Source organism: Bacillus sp. Leaf49 (assembly GCF_001426125.1).
Classification (GTDB): Bacteria; Bacillota; Bacilli; order Bacillales; family Bacillaceae; genus Bacillus; species Bacillus altitudinis.
The window spans coordinates 74,992-96,234 of record NZ_LMRK01000003.1 but is presented as its reverse complement, the minus strand read 5'-3'; the positions used below and the strand labels follow the sequence as shown (position 1 = coordinate 96,234).

General features: G+C 40.0%; 25 protein-coding genes. 12 read left to right on the top strand and 13 right to left on the bottom strand.

From position 1 onward, the window contains the following. Window positions 1-59 precede the first annotated feature (59 nt). The 7 genes from acnA (at window position 60) to ASG46_RS03775 (ending at window position 4,851) form a co-directional block, all read left to right on the top strand. Window positions 60-2,789 carry an aconitate hydratase AcnA gene (gene acnA / locus ASG46_RS03800; protein WP_025207399.1) on the top strand — a complete coding sequence of 910 codons (2,730 nt, stop codon included), beginning with the start codon at window positions 60-62 and terminating at the stop codon, window positions 2,787-2,789. A gap of 66 nt (window positions 2,790-2,855) precedes the next feature. Then, on the top strand, window positions 2,856-3,359 hold the full coding sequence (locus ASG46_RS03795; protein WP_008343807.1) for a TlpA family protein disulfide reductase: 504 nt from the start codon (window positions 2,856-2,858) through the stop codon (window positions 3,357-3,359). 75 nt (window positions 3,360-3,434) lie between these two features. Continuing rightward, window positions 3,435-3,560 (top strand): FbpB family small basic protein, encoded by a 126-nt coding sequence (locus tag ASG46_RS20390; RefSeq protein ID WP_003211002.1) that lies wholly within the window; start codon window positions 3,435-3,437, stop codon window positions 3,558-3,560. A 51-nt stretch (window positions 3,561-3,611) separates the two neighbouring features. Then, window positions 3,612-3,755, top strand: coding sequence for an acid-soluble spore protein N (locus ASG46_RS03790; protein WP_008357830.1), 144 nt, complete (start codon window positions 3,612-3,614; stop codon window positions 3,753-3,755). A 15-nt stretch (window positions 3,756-3,770) separates the two neighbouring features. After that, window positions 3,771-4,013 (top strand): small acid-soluble spore protein Tlp, encoded by a 243-nt coding sequence (gene tlp / locus ASG46_RS03785; protein ID WP_017359579.1) that lies wholly within the window; start codon window positions 3,771-3,773, stop codon window positions 4,011-4,013. A 103-nt stretch (window positions 4,014-4,116) separates the two neighbouring features. Further along, window positions 4,117-4,539 (top strand): acyl-CoA thioesterase, encoded by a 423-nt coding sequence (locus ASG46_RS03780; RefSeq protein ID WP_008343800.1) that lies wholly within the window; start codon window positions 4,117-4,119, stop codon window positions 4,537-4,539. Window positions 4,540-4,542: 3 nt separating this feature from the next. Then, window positions 4,543-4,851, top strand: a complete 309-nt coding sequence (locus tag ASG46_RS03775; protein ID WP_017359578.1) for a hypothetical protein — start codon at window positions 4,543-4,545, stop codon at window positions 4,849-4,851. A gap of 41 nt (window positions 4,852-4,892) precedes the next feature. Here the strand turns inward: ASG46_RS03775 and ASG46_RS03770 are convergent, their stop codons facing one another. Next, window positions 4,893-5,180, bottom strand: a complete 288-nt coding sequence (locus ASG46_RS03770; protein ID WP_008343795.1) for a HesB/YadR/YfhF family protein — start codon at window positions 5,178-5,180, stop codon at window positions 4,893-4,895. Window positions 5,181-5,276: 96 nt separating this feature from the next. Continuing rightward, entirely contained in the window at window positions 5,277-5,858 is a 582-nt protein-coding gene (gene plsY, locus ASG46_RS03765; protein ID WP_008343794.1) for a glycerol-3-phosphate 1-O-acyltransferase PlsY, read from the bottom strand. A gap of 154 nt (window positions 5,859-6,012) precedes the next feature. Between plsY and ASG46_RS03760 the strand changes: the two genes are divergently transcribed. From ASG46_RS03760 to parC, 3 genes are all read left to right on the top strand, one after another. Beyond that, window positions 6,013-6,426: a CoA-binding protein gene (locus ASG46_RS03760; RefSeq protein WP_017359577.1), complete on the top strand. Its 414-nt coding sequence runs from the start codon at window positions 6,013-6,015 to the stop codon at window positions 6,424-6,426. A gap of 416 nt (window positions 6,427-6,842) precedes the next feature. Further along, window positions 6,843-8,810, top strand: a complete 1,968-nt coding sequence (parE, locus tag ASG46_RS03755) for a DNA topoisomerase IV subunit B (protein WP_017367329.1) — start codon at window positions 6,843-6,845, stop codon at window positions 8,808-8,810. Between the two features lie 2 nt (window positions 8,811-8,812). Continuing rightward, window positions 8,813-11,254, top strand: coding sequence for a DNA topoisomerase IV subunit A (parC, locus tag ASG46_RS03750; RefSeq protein WP_046343633.1), 2,442 nt, complete (start codon window positions 8,813-8,815; stop codon window positions 11,252-11,254). 53 nt (window positions 11,255-11,307) lie between these two features. On the opposite strand, the gene ASG46_RS21415 is transcribed toward parC, so the two are convergent. The 3 genes from ASG46_RS21415 to ASG46_RS03740 form a co-directional block, all read right to left on the bottom strand. Then, the gene (locus ASG46_RS21415; protein WP_008343787.1) at window positions 11,308-11,433 is read right to left on the bottom strand and encodes a hypothetical protein; all 126 of its coding nucleotides are present in this window, start codon (window positions 11,431-11,433) and stop codon (window positions 11,308-11,310) included. A 29-nt stretch (window positions 11,434-11,462) separates the two neighbouring features. Next, window positions 11,463-11,810, bottom strand: coding sequence for a hypothetical protein (locus tag ASG46_RS03745; RefSeq protein WP_048001481.1), 348 nt, complete (start codon window positions 11,808-11,810; stop codon window positions 11,463-11,465). A gap of 195 nt (window positions 11,811-12,005) precedes the next feature. Continuing rightward, on the bottom strand, window positions 12,006-13,178 hold the full coding sequence (locus ASG46_RS03740; RefSeq protein ID WP_056703239.1) for an MFS transporter: 1,173 nt from the start codon (window positions 13,176-13,178) through the stop codon (window positions 12,006-12,008). A 77-nt stretch (window positions 13,179-13,255) separates the two neighbouring features. Here ASG46_RS03740 and ASG46_RS03735 point away from each other — a divergent pair, with 77 nt between their 5' ends. Beyond that, window positions 13,256-14,419: an isocitrate/isopropylmalate dehydrogenase family protein gene (locus ASG46_RS03735; RefSeq protein WP_056703236.1), complete on the top strand. Its 1,164-nt coding sequence runs from the start codon at window positions 13,256-13,258 to the stop codon at window positions 14,417-14,419. A 2-nt stretch (window positions 14,420-14,421) separates the two neighbouring features. Further along, the gene (locus tag ASG46_RS03730; protein ID WP_056703233.1) at window positions 14,422-14,976 is read left to right on the top strand and encodes a sugar O-acetyltransferase; all 555 of its coding nucleotides are present in this window, start codon (window positions 14,422-14,424) and stop codon (window positions 14,974-14,976) included. 210 nt (window positions 14,977-15,186) lie between these two features. Here the strand turns inward: ASG46_RS03730 and arsC are convergent, their stop codons facing one another. The 8 genes from arsC to ASG46_RS03695 form a co-directional block, all read right to left on the bottom strand. Then, a complete protein-coding gene (gene arsC, locus ASG46_RS03725; protein WP_017367333.1) occupies window positions 15,187-15,606 on the bottom strand; it encodes an arsenate reductase (thioredoxin) in 420 nt (139 codons plus the stop codon). Window positions 15,607-15,620: 14 nt separating this feature from the next. After that, on the bottom strand, window positions 15,621-16,925 hold the full coding sequence (locus ASG46_RS03720) for an arsenic transporter (protein WP_412055243.1): 1,305 nt from the start codon (window positions 16,923-16,925) through the stop codon (window positions 15,621-15,623). 6 nt (window positions 16,926-16,931) lie between these two features. Then, a complete protein-coding gene (locus tag ASG46_RS03715) occupies window positions 16,932-17,246 on the bottom strand; it encodes an ArsR/SmtB family transcription factor (RefSeq protein WP_034646476.1) in 315 nt (104 codons plus the stop codon). A 555-nt stretch (window positions 17,247-17,801) separates the two neighbouring features. Next, window positions 17,802-18,074 carry a hypothetical protein gene (locus tag ASG46_RS20895; RefSeq protein ID WP_156376646.1) on the bottom strand — a complete coding sequence of 91 codons (273 nt, stop codon included), beginning with the start codon at window positions 18,072-18,074 and terminating at the stop codon, window positions 17,802-17,804. Window positions 18,075-18,198: 124 nt separating this feature from the next. Continuing rightward, window positions 18,199-19,302 (bottom strand): threonine synthase, encoded by a 1,104-nt coding sequence (locus ASG46_RS03710; RefSeq protein WP_056703227.1) that lies wholly within the window; start codon window positions 19,300-19,302, stop codon window positions 18,199-18,201. Between the two features lie 72 nt (window positions 19,303-19,374). Continuing rightward, window positions 19,375-19,749: a RidA family protein gene (locus tag ASG46_RS03705; RefSeq protein WP_019744141.1), complete on the bottom strand. Its 375-nt coding sequence runs from the start codon at window positions 19,747-19,749 to the stop codon at window positions 19,375-19,377. Between the two features lie 11 nt (window positions 19,750-19,760). Continuing rightward, window positions 19,761-20,411 (bottom strand): helix-turn-helix transcriptional regulator, encoded by a 651-nt coding sequence (locus ASG46_RS03700; RefSeq protein WP_017359563.1) that lies wholly within the window; start codon window positions 20,409-20,411, stop codon window positions 19,761-19,763. A 162-nt stretch (window positions 20,412-20,573) separates the two neighbouring features. Beyond that, window positions 20,574-21,233, bottom strand: a complete 660-nt coding sequence (locus ASG46_RS03695) for a TetR/AcrR family transcriptional regulator (RefSeq protein WP_056703299.1) — start codon at window positions 21,231-21,233, stop codon at window positions 20,574-20,576. Window positions 21,234-21,243 lie beyond the last annotated feature (10 nt).

Below are 21,243 nucleotides of genomic sequence, written 5' to 3'. Positions count from 1 at the left end.
TACGACGATTTTTCTGAGAATTGAAATTGATCTTGATCATCAAAAGGGGGATTTTGGACATGTCGAAACAGCAGCAAGTCGCTAAACAAGACGCTTTTCAATCTAGAAAAACGTTTTCGACAAATGGGAAAACGTATCACTATTATTCGTTAGAAGCACTCGAGAAACAAGGAATCGGAAATGTTTCTAAATTGCCTTATTCCATTAAGGTACTGTTAGAATCAGTGCTTCGCCAAGTAGACGGTAGAGTGATCAAAAAGGAACACGTTGAGAACTTGGCAAAATGGGGAACTGCCGAGGTAAAAGAAATTGATGTTCCATTTAAACCTTCTCGTGTTATTTTACAAGACTTCACGGGTGTACCAGCTGTCGTTGACCTTGCTTCTTTAAGAAAAGCAATGGCAGATGTGGGCGGAGACCCAGATAAAATCAACCCTGAAATTCCAGTTGACCTGGTCATTGACCACTCTGTACAAGTCGATAAAGCTGGAACTGAAGATGCATTAAACATTAACATGGATTTAGAATTCGAACGTAACGCAGAGCGTTATAACTTCCTTAGCTGGGCAAAGAAAGCGTTTAACAATTATCAAGCTGTTCCGCCTGCAACAGGGATCGTTCACCAAGTGAACTTAGAGTATCTTGCAAGTGTTGTTCATGCAATCGAAGAAGATGGCGAGATCATCACTTACCCAGATACATTAGTTGGTACTGACTCACATACAACAATGATTAACGGTATCGGTGTACTTGGATGGGGCGTTGGCGGTATCGAAGCAGAAGCTGGTATGCTTGGTCAGCCTTCATACTTCCCAGTACCAGAAGTTATTGGTGCTAAATTAGTTGGAGAGCTTCCAAACGGAACAACTGCAACTGACCTTGCCTTAAAAGTGACACAAGTTCTTCGTGAAAAAGGCGTAGTGAACAAGTTCGTCGAGTTCTTCGGACCTGGTGTTGCACAATTGCCGTTAGCAGATCGTGCAACAATTGCGAACATGGCGCCAGAATACGGTGCTACTTGCGGATTCTTCCCAGTAGATGAAGAAGCGCTAGCTTACCTTCGCCTTACTGGACGTGATGAAGAGCAAATTAATATCGTTGAAGAATATTCTCGCGCAAATGGCTTATTCTATACGCCAGATGCAGAAGAGCCAATTTTTACAGATGTTGTGGAAATTGATCTTTCTCAAATTGAATCAAACTTATCTGGTCCAAAGCGTCCACAAGATTTGATTCCACTTTCTAAAATGAAAGAAACGTTCCATCAGCACATTGAAAGCCCAGCTGGTAACCAAGGGTTTGGCTTAGAAAAATCAGAGCTAGACAAACAAATCGAATTTGATCTAGCAAATGGTGAAAAAGCTGTGATGAAGACAGGTGCGATTGCGATTGCAGCGATTACGAGCTGTACGAATACATCGAACCCATACGTCTTAATCGGAGCAGGTCTTGTTGCGAAGAAAGCAAGTGAGCTTGGCATGAAGGTGCCAAACTACGTGAAAACGTCACTAGCGCCAGGTTCTAAGGTTGTAACAGGATACCTCGTGAACTCAGGACTTCTTCCATACTTAAAAGACCTCGGATTTAACATTGTTGGGTATGGCTGTACAACATGTATCGGAAACTCAGGACCGCTTGAAAAAGAAATTGAAGATGCTGTCTCTGAAAATGATCTGCTGATCACTTCTGTTTTATCAGGTAACCGTAACTTTGAAGGTCGTATCCACCCGCTTGTAAAAGGAAACTACCTTGCATCTCCACCATTAGTTGTGGCTTATGCACTTGCTGGTACGGTGAATATTGATTTAACAAAAGATCCGATCGGTGTCGATAAAAATGGCGAGAACGTTTATTTCAATGACATTTGGCCATCAATGGATGAAATCAACAGCGTCGTGAAAAGCACAGTTACACCTGAACTCTTCCGTTCAGAGTATGAAACTGTTTTTGACAACAATGACCGCTGGAATGAAATTAAAACGACGGATGATGCATTGTATAAATGGGATGAAAATTCCACATACATTGATAACCCGCCATTCTTCGAAAACTTATCAGTTGAACCTGGTAAAGTTGAACCACTTAAAGGACTGCGCGTAGTGGCGAAGTTCGGTGATTCTGTCACAACAGACCATATTTCTCCTGCTGGAGCGATTGGTAAAGACACACCTGCAGGTAAATACTTGCAAGAAAGAGGCGTATCGCCTAGAGACTTTAACTCATATGGATCTCGCCGTGGTAACCACCATGTTATGATGAGAGGTACTTTTGCAAACATCCGTATTAAGAACCAAATCGCACCAGGAACAGAAGGCGGGTATACAACGTACTGGCCAACTGGTGAAGTGACATCCATTTATGATGCATGCATGCGTTATAAAGAAGATGGGACTGGTCTTGCGATCTTAGCAGGTAAAGATTACGGAATGGGCTCTTCTCGTGACTGGGCTGCAAAAGGAACAAATCTTCTTGGAATTAAATTCGTTCTAGCGGAAAGCTTTGAGCGTATCCACAGAAGTAACCTTGTCTTCATGGGCGTACTTCCTTTACAGTTTAAAGACGGTGAAAGTGCAGAAACTTATGGACTAACAGGAACAGAAACATTTGAAGTAGATGTTGATGAAACAGTTCGTCCGCGTGATCTTGTCACTGTAAAAGCAATTGATACAGATGGCAACGAGAAAACATTTGAAGTAATTGTTCGCTTTGACAGTGAAGTCGAAATTGACTACTACCGTCATGGTGGTATCCTTCAAATGGTACTGCGTGAAAAATTGGCAAGCAACTAATAAAGCAAAGAAGAGAAGGCGCTTAGACAGCTTTCTCTTCTTTTTTAACATAGTGGAGGATCAATCATGTGGAAAAAAGGAATGGCAAGCGCTGTTTTACTTGTGTTGATTGGTTTACTTGCATGGAATGTATTCGGACCAAAAGAACCTGCCATCGGTCTTGAAACAGGGGACAAAGCCCCTGATTTTGAGCTCAAAACCCTTGATGGCAAAACGGCATCGTTATCTGATTATCGAGGGAAAAAAGTACTCCTCAATTTTTGGGCGACATGGTGTAAGCCTTGCCGAACAGAAATGCCAGATCTAGATGCAATTAGAAGTGAAAATGACCAAGTTGAGGTACTAGCGGTGAATTTGACGAACACTGAAAAGAGTGTGGATCACGTCGCCTCATTTATTGATGAACTTAAGGTCAGTTTTCCTGTTTTATTAGATCAAAAAGGTATTCAAGCGAGATATCAGGTACTTTCCTATCCGACGACATACATACTAGATGAAAAAGGGCGTATCCTGTCTGTAAAGCATCAAATGCTCACAAAAAAAGAAATTGAAAAAGAGCTGGATCTATAATGATTCAGCTCTTTTTGCTTATTTTCTAAATGTTTTGGCGAAAATGGTATGAACAGAGTGGAGGTGGTGATAGAAATGAGACGAAGAAAGCGCCGTACTTTTGAAGAACTTGTGCTTGAAAATAAAAAAGAATTATTAAGCAATGAGGAATTTTTAAACCAGCTTGAAGAAAAGTTGGAAGAGCGATTTAGACAGAAATAAGTTATGATTTGACCTTTTTCGTTCATCCTAAAGAAGAGGGAGGGATGAATGATGGGTAGAGAGCATGATAAACAAGCGCAGTTTACACCAGACCATTTAGGGACAAAACCTGTAGCATACAAACGAAATAAAGGCAAAAAGATGCATAATAAATCGAATGAACAGCCTGATGTGATACAGACGAAGGGCGAATAATAGGAGGGAAGCATGATGAATGACAAGTCATATCAATCCAATCCAGATGATCGTTCTGATAATGTTGAGAAGCTGCAGGATATGATCGAAAACACACTTGAAAATATTGATGAATCTGAAGCAGCAATGGGTCTTTCAACAGAGGAAGAAAAGCAGATGATCAAGCAAAAAAATGAAAACCGTAGAACAAGTATTGACGCAATGCGTTCTGAAATAAAGGACGAGGAAGCAGCAAGAAAGAGCGGTTACACTGAATAAACCAGGGATTCCTGGTTTATTTTATTGCCTCTTTTTAGAAGAACCAATTGGAATGTGGTAAAATGTCAGAGACGTTAGGTTTTGATAGGAGAGCGATGAAAACGTGTATGTATCTAAAAAAGAAATAGAAGTCCGTTATGCAGAAACAGATCAAATGGGCATTGTGTATCATGCCAACTATTTAATTTGGATGGAAGTCGGCAGAACAGCGTTAATTAAAGAATTAGGCTTTTCCTATGCCCAGTTAGAGGCAGACGGTGTCCTTGCACCTGTTGTCGATCTTCAGGTTCAATATAAGAAACCACTACTGTACGGTGAAACGGCTACAGTTCACACATGGATAGAAGAATATAACGGCGTGAAAACAGTGTATGGCTATGAAATACAAAAACCTGATGGACAAACGGCTATTACAGGGACCACCTCACATATTTGTGTGGACAAAGAAACCTTTAGACCGATTCAATTTAGAAAAGCTTTCCCTGCATGGCACAGCGTTTACGAACAGTCCAAGAAGCAGGTTTGATTCATGGCATTTGGAATTAAAAGAAAGGATCTACATGCTTGGAAATCAGCTGTTCGGGAAGGGAATGTGGCCTTTTTGACACACTATTGGCTTGATGACCGTTTTCCGCATGCGAATACTGTCACAAAGGCAGCCTGTCAGGATATGGAGCAATTAATCGCTTGGGGACAAAAGCATGGATTAAAGAAAGAATGGATCCATGTTCGCGAAGGTTTTCCTCATTTTGATCTCATTGGTGATTCGCAAAAACGGATTTTGCAAAAAGAGCGGTCATTAGGAAACATTCAGGAGTATGGACTTTATATTGAGTGATAAACAAAAAAGATACCCGAGGGATGAGGTATCTTTTTTGTTTATTCATAATGAAATTCTGGTTCTTTCACGGACTCGTTATAATCAATATGCAGATCATGGTTGTCAAAATACCAAATATCACTTTCTTCCACAAAGAAAGTAATGCCTTCTACTTCAGCGGTTGCGCCGGCATTTTGAGGTTCATCTTTTGCGACGCCGAGAGAAAAGCCTTTTTGTACATTACTGCACCCGCCATATCTGACAAAAAAGCGAACATGATCACCTTTTTCTAAATCCAGTTCATTCTTGTACCAATTGAGTGCATCATCTTTTATCGTTAATTTCAATGTGATCGCCCCTTTTTGAAGTCATGCTGTTTTTAAATGCAGGATGCAAAAACAGCTTTTCTTTACTTTTACCACATATTTAAATTGATGAAACGGCTAAAGCCATTTGATTTTCGGTTCAGTTTTGTTGAGAATTCGTTTGAGGTTGGCGATGTGTCTGAAGATCACAAAGCCAGCAAGAACAGCAACAACAATAATTAAAAATAGATCTTGGGTGAATATGCTGTAAATGAATGTGTAGATCCCAGTCAGCATAGATGATAATGAAACATATTTACTAATGTATAAAAATAAGAAAAAAGCAGCGATCATCGTGATAAATAAGAACGGGGCATAAAATAACAGCACGCCGCCTGATGTAGCGACCGCTTTTCCCCCTTTAAATTTTGCAAAGACAGGAAAGCTGTGACCGATAACAGCAGCCACTCCTGCTAATAAGGGATGAATGTCCAGTTGCATGAAAAACGGTAAAGCCGAAGCAAGAGTCCCCTTTAAAATATCAGCAGTGATAACGATGGACCCTGCTTTCACACCCAGTGTACGGAATGCATTCGTCGCACCTAGGTTCCCGCTGCCATGTTCACGGATATCGATTCCCTTTGCAGCTTTCCCGACAATGAGACCTGATGGAATACTGCCGAGAAGATAAGCCAAAATAAACATCAAAGCAATTAACATCTGCATAACTCCTTTATATTCTCCCTCTTGTCTTACATTTTAACATGATCTTATGAAAAACATGGCGATCTTTTTTTGAAAAAAACGATGGCCGATGAATTCAGCTTTGTTTTTAACAAGAAATTCGCTAAAATAGAAGAAAAGGAGTGTCTGGATGAATCATCCTTCAAAACAAGAAATTGGGCGTATATTAAAAAGCAGTAAGCGAATTGCAGTTGTAGGTTTGTCAGATCAGCCGCACCGAACGTCTTATATGGTTTCAAAAGCCATGCAAGATGCCGGTTATGACATTATTCCTGTCAATCCAACGATTGATGAAGCACTTGGGGTAAAAGCGGTCGACTCTTTAAAAGACATAGAAGGGCCTGTTGATATCGTCAATGTCTTTAGACGTTCTGAGTTTTTGCCTGAGGTGGCGAAAGAATTTCTTGAAATAGACGCACCTGTTTTTTGGGCGCAGCAAGGCGTATATCATGAAGAGGCAAAAAGGCTGATTGAGGAAAATGGCAAGGTCGCCATCATGGATTTATGTATCAAAGTGGCTCATGCGATGACAAAAACTCATTAAATCGTCAAAAATCCTTGGTTTTTCAAGGATTTTTGCTTTTTTGTTGCAGAAATATATTTGCGATTCTAGAAGAAAGCGATAAAATAAGGCGACAGGGACCTATCGGTGACCTTGCATATCGAGAAAAAGAGCGATAAGATAAATATAGAACATTTGTTCTGTTTTGCTAAAACCATCATATGATTGCATTTGGCTTATGAAACAGTCTTGTTTATAATGGACTTCTAGTTCTGATTGCAAAATGTAGAACATGATTCATAACCGTGCAAAAGAGCATGTATCGCTGAATCACACATGCATGGTGATGATGCAGCTTATTAAAGTGGACAGTAATGAGCAGCATGATCATCATTAAAATCTAGAGAGATCATTGATGATTAGCCGGTTATGTTTGTTAGTGAAAGGGGATTAAGCATTTGGTTAAAAAGCAGCAAGTAGATTATAACGATGATTCTATTCAGGTGCTAGAGGGGCTTGAAGCGGTCCGTAAACGTCCAGGGATGTATATTGGATCGACGGATTCCCGCGGTCTTCATCACCTTGTCTATGAGATTGTAGACAACTCTGTCGATGAAGTGCTCGCTGGCCATGGAGATCATATCATTGTCAAAATACATAAAGATAACAGCATTTCCGTCCAAGATAAAGGGCGCGGAATGCCTACTGGTATGCATAAGCTTGGAAAACCGACACCTGAGATCATTTTAACTGTCCTGCACGCAGGCGGAAAATTTGGTCAAGGTGGTTATAAAACAAGTGGTGGACTTCACGGGGTTGGGGCGTCCGTTGTGAACGCACTTTCAGAGTGGCTCACCGTGACGATAGAACGCGATGGATTTATTTATCACCAGCGCTTTGAACATGGCGGAAAGCCAGTCACATCACTTGAAAAAATCGGGAAAACGAAAAAGACCGGTACACTGATTCATTTTAAGCCAGATCCAACGATGTTCAGTGTCACCACCTATAATTTTGATATATTATCAGAGCGTTTAAGAGAATCAGCCTTTTTATTAAAAGGGCTAAAAATAGAGCTGATTGATGAGCGCCATGATGTGCAGGAAACCTTTTATTATGAGACAGGTATTGAAGCGTTCGTTGCTTATTTAAACGAGGAAAAGGATGTACTTAGTGAAGTCGTTTCGTTTGAAGGCGAACATCAGTCCATTGAAGTCGATTTTGCCTTTCAATTTAACGACGGATATTCAGAAAATATTTTGTCGTTCGTCAATAACGTAAGAACCAAAGATGGCGGTACGCATGAGTCTGGTGCAAAAACGGCCATGACGAGAGCCTTTAATGAATATGCACGCAAAGTGACCCTTTTAAAAGAAAAAGACAAAAATTTAGAAGGTACGGATATTCGTGAAGGCCTGTCAGCTGTTATTTCTGTGAGAATTCCTGAAGAACTTCTTCAATTTGAAGGGCAAACAAAAGGAAAGCTTGGAACGAGTGAGGCAAGGTCAGCTGTTGATGCCGTGATTTCTGAAAAATTGGCTTATTTTCTTGAAGAAAACCGCGAAACGGCGACACTGCTTGTGAAAAAAGCGATTAAAGCGCAGCAGGCAAGAGAAGCGGCTAGAAAAGCAAGAGAAGAAGCAAGGAGCGGCAAGAAACGGAAAAAATCTGAAGCAACACTCAGCGGAAAATTAACACCTGCTCAATCTAGAAACCCGGCAAGAAACGAACTGTATCTAGTAGAGGGTGACTCAGCAGGTGGATCAGCTAAGCAAGGACGTGATCGGAAATTCCAAGCGGTGCTGCCGCTTCGAGGGAAGGTCATTAATACAGAGAAAGCAAAGCTTGCGGACATTTTCAAAAACGAAGAAATCAACACCATTATCCATGCTATTGGCGGCGGGGTTGGTGTCGATTTTAATGTAGAAGACATCAATTATGACAAAATTGTCATTATGACAGATGCTGATACAGATGGCGCGCATATTCAGGTTCTATTGCTTACATTCTTCTACCGCTATATGAAGCCGCTGATTGAGCATGGCAAAGTATTCATTGCCCTTCCGCCTTTATATAAAGTTAGCAAAGGCTCAGGGAAGAAAGAAGTCATTGAATATGCTTGGTCTGATGAAGAAATGGATGACGTACTAAAGAAAGTTGGAAAAGGATATACGATTCAGCGCTATAAAGGTTTAGGTGAAATGAATGCCGACCAGCTATGGGAAACGACAATGAATCCAGAGTCGAGAACGCTTGTCAGGGTGAAGATCGATGATGCTGCACGGGTGGAACGCCGCGTCACGACACTGATGGGTGACAAAGTAGAACCACGCCGTAAATGGATTGAAAAGAATGTCGCCTTTGGACTTGATGAGGAAAGCAACATTCTTGAAAATGAAAACTTGTCGCTAGCTGAGGAGGTTTAAACATGGCACAACAAGAACGATTTCATGATTTACCGTTAGAAGAAGTGATTGGGGACCGTTTTGGTCGCTATAGTAAATATATTATCCAAGATCGTGCACTTCCAGATGCACGTGATGGATTAAAGCCTGTACAACGAAGAATTTTATATGCGATGTATGCAGAAGGAAATACACAAGATAAAAACTTCCGTAAAGCTGCCAAAACAGTCGGTAACGTCATTGGTAACTATCATCCGCATGGTGATTCATCTGTTTATGAAGCAATGGTGAGAATGAGCCAGGATTGGAAAGTGCGAAACGTGCTAATTGAGATGCATGGAAATAACGGGAGTATCGACGGAGATCCTCCTGCTGCCATGCGTTATACGGAAGCAAGGCTTTCTGCCATTGCATCAGAGCTTTTAAAGGACCTCGACAAGGAGACGGTCGAATTTGTCGCGAACTTTGATGATACAAGCAAAGAGCCTGTTGTCTTACCAGCGATGTTTCCCAACCTTCTTGTGAACGGGTCAACAGGGATTTCAGCCGGTTATGCGACTGATATTCCGCCGCACCACCTAGGAGAAGTGATTGATGGCGTGATTAAGCGAATTGAACAGCCGCATTGTACGGTTGAGGATTTAATGACAGTCATCAAAGGGCCAGATTTCCCAACAGGCGGGATCATTCAAGGTGTGGATGGTATTAAGAAGGCATATGAAACAGGAAAAGGAAAGATTATGATTCGCGGAAAAGCGGAGATTGAAACCATCCGCGGTGGACGCCAGCAAATCGTGATCACAGAAATTCCTTATGAAGTGAATAAGGCCAATCTTGTCAAAAAGATGGACGAGTTCCGCATTGAAAGAAAAGTAGAAGGAATTTCAGAAGTTCGGGATGAGACGGATCGTACCGGCCTTCGGATTGTTGTAGAGCTGAAAAAAGAAGCGGATGCGAATGGTGTCTTGAATTTCTTATATAAAAATTCTGATCTGCAAATCCCATATAACTTTAATATGGTCGCGATACATAACAGAAGACCGACTTTAATGACGCTTACAACTGTACTAGACGCTTACATTGCTCATCAAAAAGAAGTGGTGACGAACCGCTCAGCATACGAGCTTCGAAAAGCAAAAGAACGTCATCATATTGTAGATGGATTAATTAAAGCTCTTTCCATTTTAGATGAAGTCATTGCGACGATTCGTTCGTCTAATGATAAGCGTGATGCGAAAAACAATTTGATGGAGAAATATGATTTTACAGAAGCTCAATCAGAAGCGATTGTTTCTCTCCAGTTATATCGTTTAACAAATACAGATATCACTCAACTAAGAGACGAAGCAAGAGAGCTTGACGTGCGAATTGCAGAGCTGGAAGACATTTTAGCGAATGAGAAGAAGCTGTTTAAAGTCATTACGAACAACTTGAAGAAGTTGAAAAAGACGTATGCTGATGAAAGACGATCCGTCATTGAGGAAAAAATTGAAGAAATTAAGATTAACCTTGAAGTGATGATCGCATCAGAGGACGTGTACGTCACAGTCACAAAGGATGGATACATCAAACGGACAAGCCAGCGTTCCTATGCTGCATCAAACGGTAAGGACTTCGGTATGAAGGATACAGACCGACTGATTCACCAGTTTGAAATGAATACAACAGATGTTCTTCTGCTCTTTACGAATAAAGGGAGCTATATTTACTGTCCAGTTCACCAGCTGCCAGATATACGCTGGAAAGACATGGGGCAGCATATTACGAATATTATTTCGATTGATCGCGATGAATCCATTCAAAAAGCGATCCCAATTAAAGAATTTGATGAATCATCGTATCTCCTGTTCTTCACAAAAGGCGGTATGGTGAAGAAAACAGAGCTTCTCCAATATAAAGCGCAGCGTTATTCAAAACCGCTTGTCGCCTTGAATTTAAAAGGTGATGATGAACTTGTAGATGTTCATGTTACAACAGGTCAGCAAGAATTGTTTATTGCAACGAAAAATGGCTATGGATTATGGTTTGATGAAGAAGAAGTGAGTGTGGTCGGTCCGAGAGCGGCTGGTGTGAAAGGCATCAATTTGAAGGACGGAGACGAGGTGGTTTCTGGACAAATCATTGATCCGAAGAACAATGTGCTTGTTCTCACGACACAAAGAGGTGCTGTGAAGCGAATGAACCTCTCTGAATTCGATAAGACATCAAGAGCAAAACGTGGAGTGATCATGCTAAGAGAATTAAAGAAAAACCCTCACAGAATTGTTGCTGTGATTGCTGCTTCACTGCACGATACACTTGAGATTGATACGGAAAAGGGTTCCACGATCCCGCTCGATATTTCCACACTAAGGGCAAATGATCGTTATAGCAATGGATCGTTTATTTTAGATGAGGAAGAGCAGGGAGAAGTAACTCAAGTTCTTTTATCACCTGCTGCATCTGACCAAGATGACAATAAATAAGCAAATCGAAAACCCCCTGCGTAAGGCAGGGGGTTTTTTATGATGAGGTCAATTTAACTCTCGTGATTGCCAAACATGCTTGTGATGGCATGCACTACTTCAATTCCTTGGTAAACGAAAAGAGAAAGTGAAGTGACAGAGAATAGACCTAGAATGAATACTCTTAAGAAAAATAACATCGTGTAAAACCTCCCAATTTTTGTTTGATTTAAATGATTGGGTTAACACGAGCTACTCGGAAATTCGAAGACTGGTAGAACACTGCAAGTAAATGCTTCTTTTTCCGGTCAAATCGATCAGTATAAGTGATGCGTGCAAATCCAGCTGCCATACTGCCAATGACTAGCAGTGCTGTAAATGCCGCAAATACTGCGTTCACATGTTTTTGTTTCTTTTCATCGCCTGCTGTCTGAACGATTTTCATTTCATGTGATTCTTGATCAGCAACCACCTTTGCATGATGGTATACCTGAACGGAATGAGGCATTGAGAACAAATGAAAACTTGCAAGTGCTATGAATAAGACTGCTAATTTTAACAGCATATTTTTTTTCATTTTTCTCACCCCTTCCTGTTTATTTTCATGATCTTACCACGTTTTCAGTTATTTGAAAAGTCTTATTTTTTTACTTTCCCTCTTTAAAAAAGCGATAAACATCAAGACATCTATAGGACTGTTTCACTTCATGAAAGGTTTCAATTTTATTTATTAAATTTAAAAAAAGTACCAAGATCAAAGATCTGGCACTTTTCAAAAAGAATGTATTGATGTCGGTTTTGCAACAGCTTTTGTAAAGATTCCTGCAATACAAATGGCAAACAGAACAAAAATAAACGCATGAAGCAGACCGACTTGATTGGCGAGCAGTCCTAAAACAGGAGGCCCTGATAGAGAGGCTGTATACCCAGATAAAGTGACGATACTGACACGTTTGACAGCATAGCGGCTATCATCACCAGCTGCTGAAATGGTCAGCGGGAAGCCTAAGGACGCGCCAAGTCCCCATAAAAAGATAGATATCATACACACGACGAGTGAAATCTTTAAAATCACCAAGAATAGTCCGGCGGCAGCAGATAAGATCGCGACTCTTAGCAACAGCACCCTGCCAAAGCGATCAATGAAACGTCCGCTCAGTAATCTGCCACTAATCATCCCGCACAAAAATAATGCATAGATGACCGTACTCATTGAATGAGAAACCTGATAGCCATCAACCATTGCTAGTGGAATCCAATCATTTGCAGAACCTTCTACAAATGCGAGACATAAGGCAATCATCGCTAATGAGATCGTCCGTTTGTTCAGCCATGATGTTTGAGAAGCCTCAACTGATTCTGTCTGCGTCTTATCCGGATCTTTTCCTGTCCCGTGCGGAATAAACCGTGTACAAATCAGGATGCTGAGAAAGAAAAGGAGTGCAATGGTGAGAAGGTGAATGAAGACAGACACACCTAAATAAATAAAGAGTATTCCGGCACCTGCACCAATTAACGTTCCAATACTGAAAGAAGCATGCAAAATCGGCAGGATCGTTCTCTTGATCTGATACTCAATCTCCGTTCCTTCTAAGTTCATGGCTACATTGCACATGCCTGAGCCTGAACCAAAAAGAAAAAGACCAGCAGTGACAATCAGCGTAGAAGAGAGGGCGGCGCCGATTGCAAGGGTTGAGAATCCAATAAACATCAAAAAAGCGCTGACCACAATCGCCACTCGGCCGCCTTTTTTGCGAACGAATACATTGGAAAGAATCAGCCCGACAATGGAACCTACAGATAGGCCGAGTAAAATGAGTCCCATTGTGCCTGTATCTGCTTGCAACAAATCTCTCACTTCTGGTGTCCTTGAAAACCAAGTGGAGATGGAGATCCCAGACATCGTAAAAATAACAATGATCGCTTTATACCACTTTAATTTCATCTAATCCCTCATATCTATGTAGTCTTACAGAACAAATCTACTCGATTATAAAGGAGACTTCTTGATTCGTAAATAACATGAGGGAGGATCATCATGAAGAAAATATTCCAACTTCATCATTCTTTGATAGAATAAAGACAAAAGGGGCGATACATATGTCATATCGAATAGGTGTTTTAAAGGGAGACGGGATTGGACCGGAAATTGTTAATTCTAGTATGCGTATTTTTAAGACAGCGCTGTCACAGTTCAATGAACCATTTGTGGAATTTGTAGAGTGTCCTATCGGTGCTGAAGCCATTCATTCTCATCAAGATCCAGTGCCAGCTTCTACGATAGCCGCCTTGAAAAAATGCCATGGCTGGATATTAGGACCTCATGATTCAGCTTCATATCCTGATCAATTGAAAGAAAGAAGAAATCCAAGTGGAGAACTGCGTCATACATTTGATTTATTTGCAAATATTCGTCCATCGCAATCGCTACCAGGTGTGAAAAGCGTTGCCAGTGGCGTCGACCTTGTCATTTTTCGAGAAAATACAGAAGGCTTTTATCCAGACCGGAATATGTATCAGGGGACAGGAGAGTGGATGATTACACCAGATGTCGCCATATCTACAGGTGTGTTTACAAAAAAAGCAATTACCCGTATTACCCACGCGGCCTTTCAACGTGCAGTGGAGAGGAGGGGGAAAGTCACCATTGTTCATAAAGCGAACGTGATCAAATTAGGATCTGGCTTGTTTTTACGAACATGTCAAGAGGTAGCGAAAGCATATCCGCAAGTAGAGGTTGAGGATATTCATATTGATGCGATGGCTGCTCATTTAGTGAGACGTGCAGGTGATTTTGATGTGATTGTGACAGAAAATATGTTTGGCGACATATTATCTGATCTTGCAGGGGAACTAGTCGGCAGTTTAGGAATGGCACCCTCATTAAATTGTAACGAAAATCAAGCGATGGCACAGGCGGCACATGGTTCAGCACCGGATATTGCTGGTCAAAATATCGCCAATCCAATGGGCATGATTCTTTCTACAGTGATGCTTTGTAACTGGCTACATGTGAAATATCAAGATGAAAGATTAAAACAGACAGCCAGTCTGATCGAACATACTCTTGGTGAGACCTTAAAAAAGAACTTGAAAACGAAGGATTTAGGAGGAAATGAGACGACGACACAATTCACCGAGGCATTCATTCAAACGATGAATGAAGTTTCAATAAAAGGGAGATGAACATGAAAACAGAAAAAGAAAAGATGATCAAGGGAGAATACTATCATCCAAATGACCACACATTGCTGGCAGATCGAGCAAAAGCGCGACAATTGACATTTGCCTATCAGCAAACAAATGAGCCATCACAGAGAAAGGCCATTTTAAAGGAGCTTTTAGGCGCTTGCGGAGAAGATGTGGTGTTTGAAGGCAGAATACAATGTGATTATGGATACAATATCGAGGTTGGTGAGCATTTTTTTGCGAATTTTGATGCTGTGTTATTAGATGTTTGCAAGATTACAATTGGAGATCATTGTTTGTTAGGTCCGAATGTACATATATATACAGCTGGACATCCGTTAAATCCAGAAGAACGTCAAACAGGTATTGAATTCGGCAAACCAGTCACAATTGGACATCATGTATGGATTGGCGGTGGTGCCATTATCAATCCAGGTGTGACAATCGGAGATCATGCTGTCATTGCATCAGGATCCGTTGTGACAAAAGATGTTCCGTCAAATGTGATTGTTGGCGGGAATCCTGCAAAAATCTTAAAACATTTAGAGGAATGAAAATCTGACGAATCAACCGTTGGATTTTCATTTTTTATTTTATCTCAATAAGATAAGTATACTTAATAATGAGACAAAGAAAATTCAATTGTTGTTTAACTTCCTAGAATATATATTATGTAAACTAGATATTAATTAATGCAAAAAGAGAATCTTTGACTTGATCCTCTTTATTATTAGATTTTATATTCAATTGACTCAAACGCAGCACTATTTTCCAGTCTCAGCAAACTGTTTCAATCGATCTCCAATTTCATCTCTTACCCTTTGGAAAAATGACCACTTCTCTTCTTCTGTTCCTTCTGCTTTTGCTGGATCATCAAAGCCCCAATGGACACGTTCGACATGAGGAGGAGTCATCGGGCATTTATCAGCTGCGTCACCGCATAGTGTGACGACTAAGTCAGCGTGATGCAATATTTTCTGATCAATCAGGTCAGACGTTTGATGAGAAATATCAATCCCTATTTCTTTCATTGCTTTTACAGCATTCGGATTTAATCCATGAGCTTCGATACCAGCACTATAGATCTTCCACTCATCTCCAAGATATTTTTTAGCCCAACCTTCAGCCATTTGACTGCGGCAAGAATTACCGGTACATAAAAAGTATATTGTTTTCTTTGACATGTTGATCGTCTCCTTTAATGTATAATCATTAGCCAGAAATACAACGCTAAAAGTGTGATGAATAGTGTTGGTACAGTTAAAATGACCCCTATTTTGAAATATGTCCCCCAGGAAATCTTCACACCTTTTTGAGAAAGGACGTGGAGCCATAGTAGTGTTGCTAAGGAGCCAATGGGCGTAATTTTTGGTCCTAAATCAGAACCAATGACATTTGCGTATATTAACGCTTCTCTCATCATTCCTTGTGTATCGGTGCCGGATATGGCCAATGCATCGATCATGACCGTTGGCATATTATTCATGACAGATGAAAGAATCGCTGCGATAAATCCCATACCAAGAGTCCCTGCTAATAAACCTTGATCTGCTACAGCTTGAATCACGCTTGAAAGAGCATCAGTAAGCCCTGCATTTCGCATGCCATAGACAACAACGTACATACCTATGGAAAAGAAAACGATCGCCCAGGGAGCTTCTTTTAGAACGCTTTTTGTTTGAACAGCAGGGCTTTTTTGTGCAATGACCAAGAATAAAATGGCAATCACTCCAGCTATGACCGATACAGGTATAGATAAAAATTCGCTTGCAAAATAACCAATCAACAAAAAAGCTAATATATACCAAGATAATCTAAACATATTTGGATCTTTTATTGCTTCCCTAGGTTGCTTTAACTCAGTCATATCATAGCGTTTTGGTATACTCTTTCTAAAGAAAAGGTACAGCACAGTGATACTCGCTAGCAATGAAAAAAGGTTTGGAACAACCATTCTGGATGCATATTCAATAAATGTAATGTTGAAATAGTCGGCTGTTACAATATTCACCAAATTACTTACGACAAGTGGAAGCGACGTTGTATCTGCAATAAACCCACTCGCGATAATAAAAGGGAATACTATTTTTTCATTGAAGTGTAATGCTCTGACCATGGCTAAAACAATGGGTGTCAAAATAAGTGCTGCACCATCGTTTGCAAATAGAGCAGCGACGATTGCACCAAGGATGGTCACATACACAAACATACGTAGCCCACTGCCTTTTGCAGCCTTTGCCATATGCAATGCTGCCCATTCAAAAAAGCCGATTCGATCAAGGATGAGTGAAATGACGATAATGGCGACAAAAGCTAAAGTCGCATTCCAAACAATGCCTGTCACGGTGATCACATCGTCTACATTCACAACACCTACGATTAATGCTAAAATAGCTCCTCCACAAGCGGACCACCCTATGGATAAATTTTTTGGCTGCCAAATAACCAGTACCAAAGTGAACAAAAATATGATTAATGATAAAACGGCAAAACTCAAACCCATCCCTCCTTACGAACAAGAAATGTTTGTTGCTTTATGTTGTATACTTTTTAAAAGGTCATCTTCTTTATCAATTTGATTTAAGATGATCCGAATCGTCTCAAATTCTGGAGACAGTGTATTGATTGAATAATAACGCCACTGCCCTTTTCTGTTCTCATGAACAAATCCAGCTTTTTTTAATTTTCGTAGATGCTGACTAATCGCTGGTTGACTCATTTCGAACATATCTACCAGTTCACAAACACAATATTCTTTCTCCAAAAACAATTTCATCATGATCAGTCTTGTTTGATCACTGAGTGTTTTTAAACAATTCGACATATGTGTCACACCAATTGAAACATCTGTACTCACAATGATTCCCCCTCTTTTCAACTCCTTCAATAGTATATAACTGAAAACTTATATAATCAATTGATTATATGAATTCAAACAAAAATTGATTCTTAGTTATGCTCACCTTTCATTTCACCTTAAGGAAATTCTATTTTTGGATCATAATAGCTATCATTTTTGTGCCAGCATGCTGTTAGATTTATGATGCTATCATGAGTCATTAGGGGGGGAAGTACCAGTACCAACATTTTTTTTACAAACCAATTTTCTGCTTATGCTTTGGTTATTGTGTAATGTCGAGCTGTTTGAATATGTTCTAATATCGCTTTCGTACTTTATTGCAAGCAAAAAGCCATGTCACTTAAGACATGGCTTTACGTCATGAACACAAATGAAAAACTTTATCCTTGACCTCTATTTTATTGAGGGAAAGAATCAATTGATCCGTAAAGATTCTCTTTACTTTATATAAATCCCAAAGGCTCATTTTGTTGATGTGCTAGTTCCATTCCCTTTGCTAGTCTGCTAGATGGAGAGCGTTCATTTATCCATATCATCATCTGGCCAATTGCGGATCAGTTGACGCAATCTTACTGCAACGGTCTGACAAACCTCTGGCATTAAGTAAATGTCAAAATATGGTTTTTCTAACAACGGGATGATGTCATCTGAATAATCTTCAAATGGTATGTCTCCGCCAAATCCTTGCATATTATCTAAATTCATCCCAATACACGCTGCTAACCTGCATCTAAAATCATGGAAGTTGGTGCAAGACCAATGTGCTTCGCAATGAGTAAAATCCATTTCCACGAATCATTCTTCCGTTTTCAAATTGTGATGGTCAATGTTTTCAACATTCGCAAATATTACTCGTGATTGAACCTATAATAGGACAACGAAGCACGCAACGCTCTGTTCTACCAGAGTCCTAAGGTTATTTTGATTTAATCCCTGCCCCACAAAGAGGTATGATAATGGTTTCTTCTAATTCCTTTTGATATTTCATGTAGCCAGCAAAATTGATGGCAGATGTCACCTCTACATAAAATCCTTTCTGACTTAGTTTAGAGCGTGCATGGAGAATTTCTTCTTCTTCAATATCAATGAACGTACCATTCGTCTTGTATACAGCTTCTAAAATTTGTTTGGAGCGCGCCGGGGCAGCAATAGCTATTCCTTCTGCTACAGTCCCTTTATTTGTGACAGGCATTGCTGATTCCTGCGCATGTTGAAAAGCTTTCACAAGTGGTGCGCAGTTCTTTGCTTGTACGGCAATAATTTTCGGTATTTTATGAATGAGACCATTTTCGAATAACTCTTTAAAGCCATAATACGCACCGAGCAGCAGAGTGCCGTTTCCAACCGGAATGATTAAAGCATCCGGTGCTCCTTTTAGTTGCTCATAGATTTCATAGGCGTATGTTTTTGTACCTTCGAAAAAATAAGGGTTATAGACATGGCTTGCATAAAAAACGTTTTCCTCGTCTACTGCCTTTTGGGCCGCAGCTGCAATGTCTTCTCGTGTACCATGAATTTCTTTAATCGTTGCTCCGTGGGCTTTTATTTGAGCGACTTTTTTAGGTGATGTTTGATCACTTAGATAGATGTCACAGGCAATACCACAACGCGCCGAATACGCAGCAATTGCCGTTCCTGCATTCCCGCTGCTATCAGCAATGACTTTTGTTACCCCTAATTCCTTAGCTTTTGTCATTAACACAGCTGCTCCACGGTCTTTAAATGATAGTGTAGGCATCATATAATCAACTTTTACATAAGTGTTTGGCTCATTAGGATCTAGAACGATTAAAGGAGATTGGCCCTCGCCCATTGTCACAGTTTCCCACGTCTTAGAACCTTTTGGAAATGGCATGGTTTCAACATAACGCCATAATGAACTTGGATAGTGATCCCAAGCTGTGACGTCTATTTTCGGGGTATCTTTCACTAGATTGAATACTCCACCACAATCACATTTCCATAGAGTTGGTGTCATCTCATATTTTTCCCCGCAATGGTTACAAATTAATTGATTCATTCTTCATCTGCCCCTTTGAATATTTTTTTATACAAAATATAATTTTTTATATAGGGTGGTCAAAAAAATATTCTAAATATATGCAATGGCATCCATTTCAATTTTGAATCCAAAATGTAATGCATTCGTTGGCACAACCGTACGAGCTGGTTTATGTTCACCGAAAAATTCGGTATAAACCGTATCTACTTTGTCCCATAATTCAATATCTGAAATGTATAATGTCATGCGCAAAATCTTTTCTTTTTTACTTCCTGCAGCTTCTACAATCATCTCCACATTCTTAAGCGCTTGTAATGTTTCTTCTTCAATGGGGCCGAACTCTTTTTCTGTCGTTTCGGGATTGATGGCAAATTGTCCCGACACATAGACCGTGTTTTGATGAATGGTTGCGAATGCATAGTGTCCGTTTGATTTTAGATTTCCTACCTCGAGTACGCTTTCCATTTTGACACTCCTTACCTCGATTTATTTTTGATTTCATCCAAATAGCTATAGACGGTTACTTTGGAAATGCCTAACATAGATGCGACCTTCTCAACAGATCCTTTCATTAAAAAAATGCCCTTTTCATCCATAAATTTGATTAGTTCAATTTTTTCATGGCGTTTCATGACTGGATGAACACTGTTTTGAATGATTTGTTGAATCAATTGATCTACTATTTCTTCCACATTTTCAAGATCATCATTTGATGTTGTTTCTTTTTCTTGAGCTTCCACTTGTGTAGAAAGAAATGTGTCCATAAATTGCTGCATTTGATTTAGTGCTTCAACATCAAAATTGATACAGAAAGCTCCGATCACTTTTTGCTTTGAATCACGTATTAATGAAGTCGAAGAACGAATCGTACGCTTATCTTCTGTTACAAATGTATAACCAGCCAAATAATCTTCTTTAAAATCTTCTGATTGTAATACAGTCTTGACTAGATGATCAAATGATTGACCGATTTCTCTTCCTGTCACATGGTTATTTACTGTAAACATGACAGATGCTTGAGGATTCGTTAAATCATGAATCACCACTTCACAATTTGGTCCAAACATTTTTGCAGTAGATTTTGCTAAAGGAATATAACTCTCTAATAACTTTTTAATATGTTCCATGCCTAAGCACCTCATTTTTTTATTCCACTAGATTATATAATTTTTTATATATAAAAACAATATATAGATTTATTTATATGTTGTAATGCTCACAAGATCACAAATATGAAAATCACCACATAAAAAAAGCAGCCATTGACTGCTTTTTGCTTATGCTCCTTTCTAATTGTCTTCCTGCTGGATTCCATACAAAATGACGTCAATTCCCCATCGGAACCGTTCCATTGATACGGTATCACCTGCAAACATTTCTTCTTTTACACGATGAATGAGAGGAAACTGCGTTTTGTCTGCTTGAAGAAATGCTTTTTTTGTGTCTGAAATCTGTGAAGAGCCTTGTTTCTTCCAAGAGACCTTTTCGTATGCTACAGAAGATACGTATAACAGCAATAGGTCTACTCCCCATGCTGCGGATGTAGATTTGATCCCGCCTTCATGCAATGCAGCGAGAAGATGTTCGGTCAAGTGAAGAAAGTTCGTTCCTTGTGGAATGGTGGAAAGAGAAATTTCAGCGAGACCAGGTTTTTCGAACAGCAGTAGGAAATAAGTATGCAATATGTCGAATAACTGTTCTTTCCATGTGCCATCCTCTGACTCTGGATAAACCATTTGTCCGAGACCATAATCCAATACGTAAGCACTGAGTTCTTGAAAATTGTTCACGTAGACATACAAGGATGCAGGTCCCGTATCCAATGCTTTAGCCACCTTACGCATACTCATGCCCTCTATTCCTTGCTCCTTAAGAAGCTCATAGGCCGTTTTCACAATAAGCTCACGGCTTAAGGGTTCTTTAGCCGGCCGAGACCGGCGACTGATCATACGACGATTT

What these genes read in the sequence shown, in the direction of transcription:
- acnA (WP_025207399.1), top strand. Translation starts at nt 60, where the DNA reads ATGTCGAAACAGCAGCAAGTCGCTAAACAAGACGCTTTTCAATCTAGA.
- ASG46_RS03795 (WP_008343807.1), top strand. Translation starts at nt 2,856, where the DNA reads ATGTGGAAAAAAGGAATGGCAAGCGCTGTTTTACTTGTGTTGATTGGT.
- ASG46_RS20390 (WP_003211002.1), top strand. Translation starts at nt 3,435, where the DNA reads ATGAGACGAAGAAAGCGCCGTACTTTTGAAGAACTTGTGCTTGAAAAT.
- ASG46_RS03790 (WP_008357830.1), top strand. Translation starts at nt 3,612, where the DNA reads ATGGGTAGAGAGCATGATAAACAAGCGCAGTTTACACCAGACCATTTA.
- tlp (WP_017359579.1), top strand. Translation starts at nt 3,771, where the DNA reads ATGAATGACAAGTCATATCAATCCAATCCAGATGATCGTTCTGATAAT.
- ASG46_RS03775 (WP_017359578.1), top strand. Translation starts at nt 4,543, where the DNA reads ATGGCATTTGGAATTAAAAGAAAGGATCTACATGCTTGGAAATCAGCT.
- plsY (WP_008343794.1), bottom strand. Translation starts at nt 5,858, where the DNA reads ATGTTAATTGCTTTGATGTTTATTTTGGCTTATCTTCTCGGCAGTATT.
- ASG46_RS03760 (WP_017359577.1), top strand. Translation starts at nt 6,013, where the DNA reads ATGAATCATCCTTCAAAACAAGAAATTGGGCGTATATTAAAAAGCAGT.
- parC (WP_046343633.1), top strand. Translation starts at nt 8,813, where the DNA reads ATGGCACAACAAGAACGATTTCATGATTTACCGTTAGAAGAAGTGATT.
- ASG46_RS21415 (WP_008343787.1), bottom strand. Translation starts at nt 11,433, where the DNA reads ATGTTATTTTTCTTAAGAGTATTCATTCTAGGTCTATTCTCTGTCACT.
- ASG46_RS03745 (WP_048001481.1), bottom strand. Translation starts at nt 11,810, where the DNA reads ATGAAAAAAAATATGCTGTTAAAATTAGCAGTCTTATTCATAGCACTT.
- ASG46_RS03740 (WP_056703239.1), bottom strand. Translation starts at nt 13,178, where the DNA reads ATGAAATTAAAGTGGTATAAAGCGATCATTGTTATTTTTACGATGTCT.
- ASG46_RS03735 (WP_056703236.1), top strand. Translation starts at nt 13,256, where the DNA reads ATGAGGGAGGATCATCATGAAGAAAATATTCCAACTTCATCATTCTTT.
- ASG46_RS03730 (WP_056703233.1), top strand. Translation starts at nt 14,422, where the DNA reads ATGAAAACAGAAAAAGAAAAGATGATCAAGGGAGAATACTATCATCCA.
- arsC (WP_017367333.1), bottom strand. Translation starts at nt 15,606, where the DNA reads ATGTCAAAGAAAACAATATACTTTTTATGTACCGGTAATTCTTGCCGC.
- ASG46_RS03720 (WP_412055243.1), bottom strand. Translation starts at nt 16,925, where the DNA reads ATGGGTTTGAGTTTTGCCGTTTTATCATTAATCATATTTTTGTTCACT.
- ASG46_RS03715 (WP_034646476.1), bottom strand. Translation starts at nt 17,246, where the DNA reads ATGTCGAATTGTTTAAAAACACTCAGTGATCAAACAAGACTGATCATG.
- ASG46_RS03710 (WP_056703227.1), bottom strand. Translation starts at nt 19,302, where the DNA reads ATGAATCAATTAATTTGTAACCATTGCGGGGAAAAATATGAGATGACA.
- ASG46_RS03705 (WP_019744141.1), bottom strand. Translation starts at nt 19,749, where the DNA reads ATGGAAAGCGTACTCGAGGTAGGAAATCTAAAATCAAACGGACACTAT.
- ASG46_RS03700 (WP_017359563.1), bottom strand. Translation starts at nt 20,411, where the DNA reads ATGGAACATATTAAAAAGTTATTAGAGAGTTATATTCCTTTAGCAAAA.
- ASG46_RS03695 (WP_056703299.1), bottom strand. Translation starts at nt 21,233, where the DNA reads ATGATCAGTCGCCGGTCTCGGCCGGCTAAAGAACCCTTAAGCCGTGAG.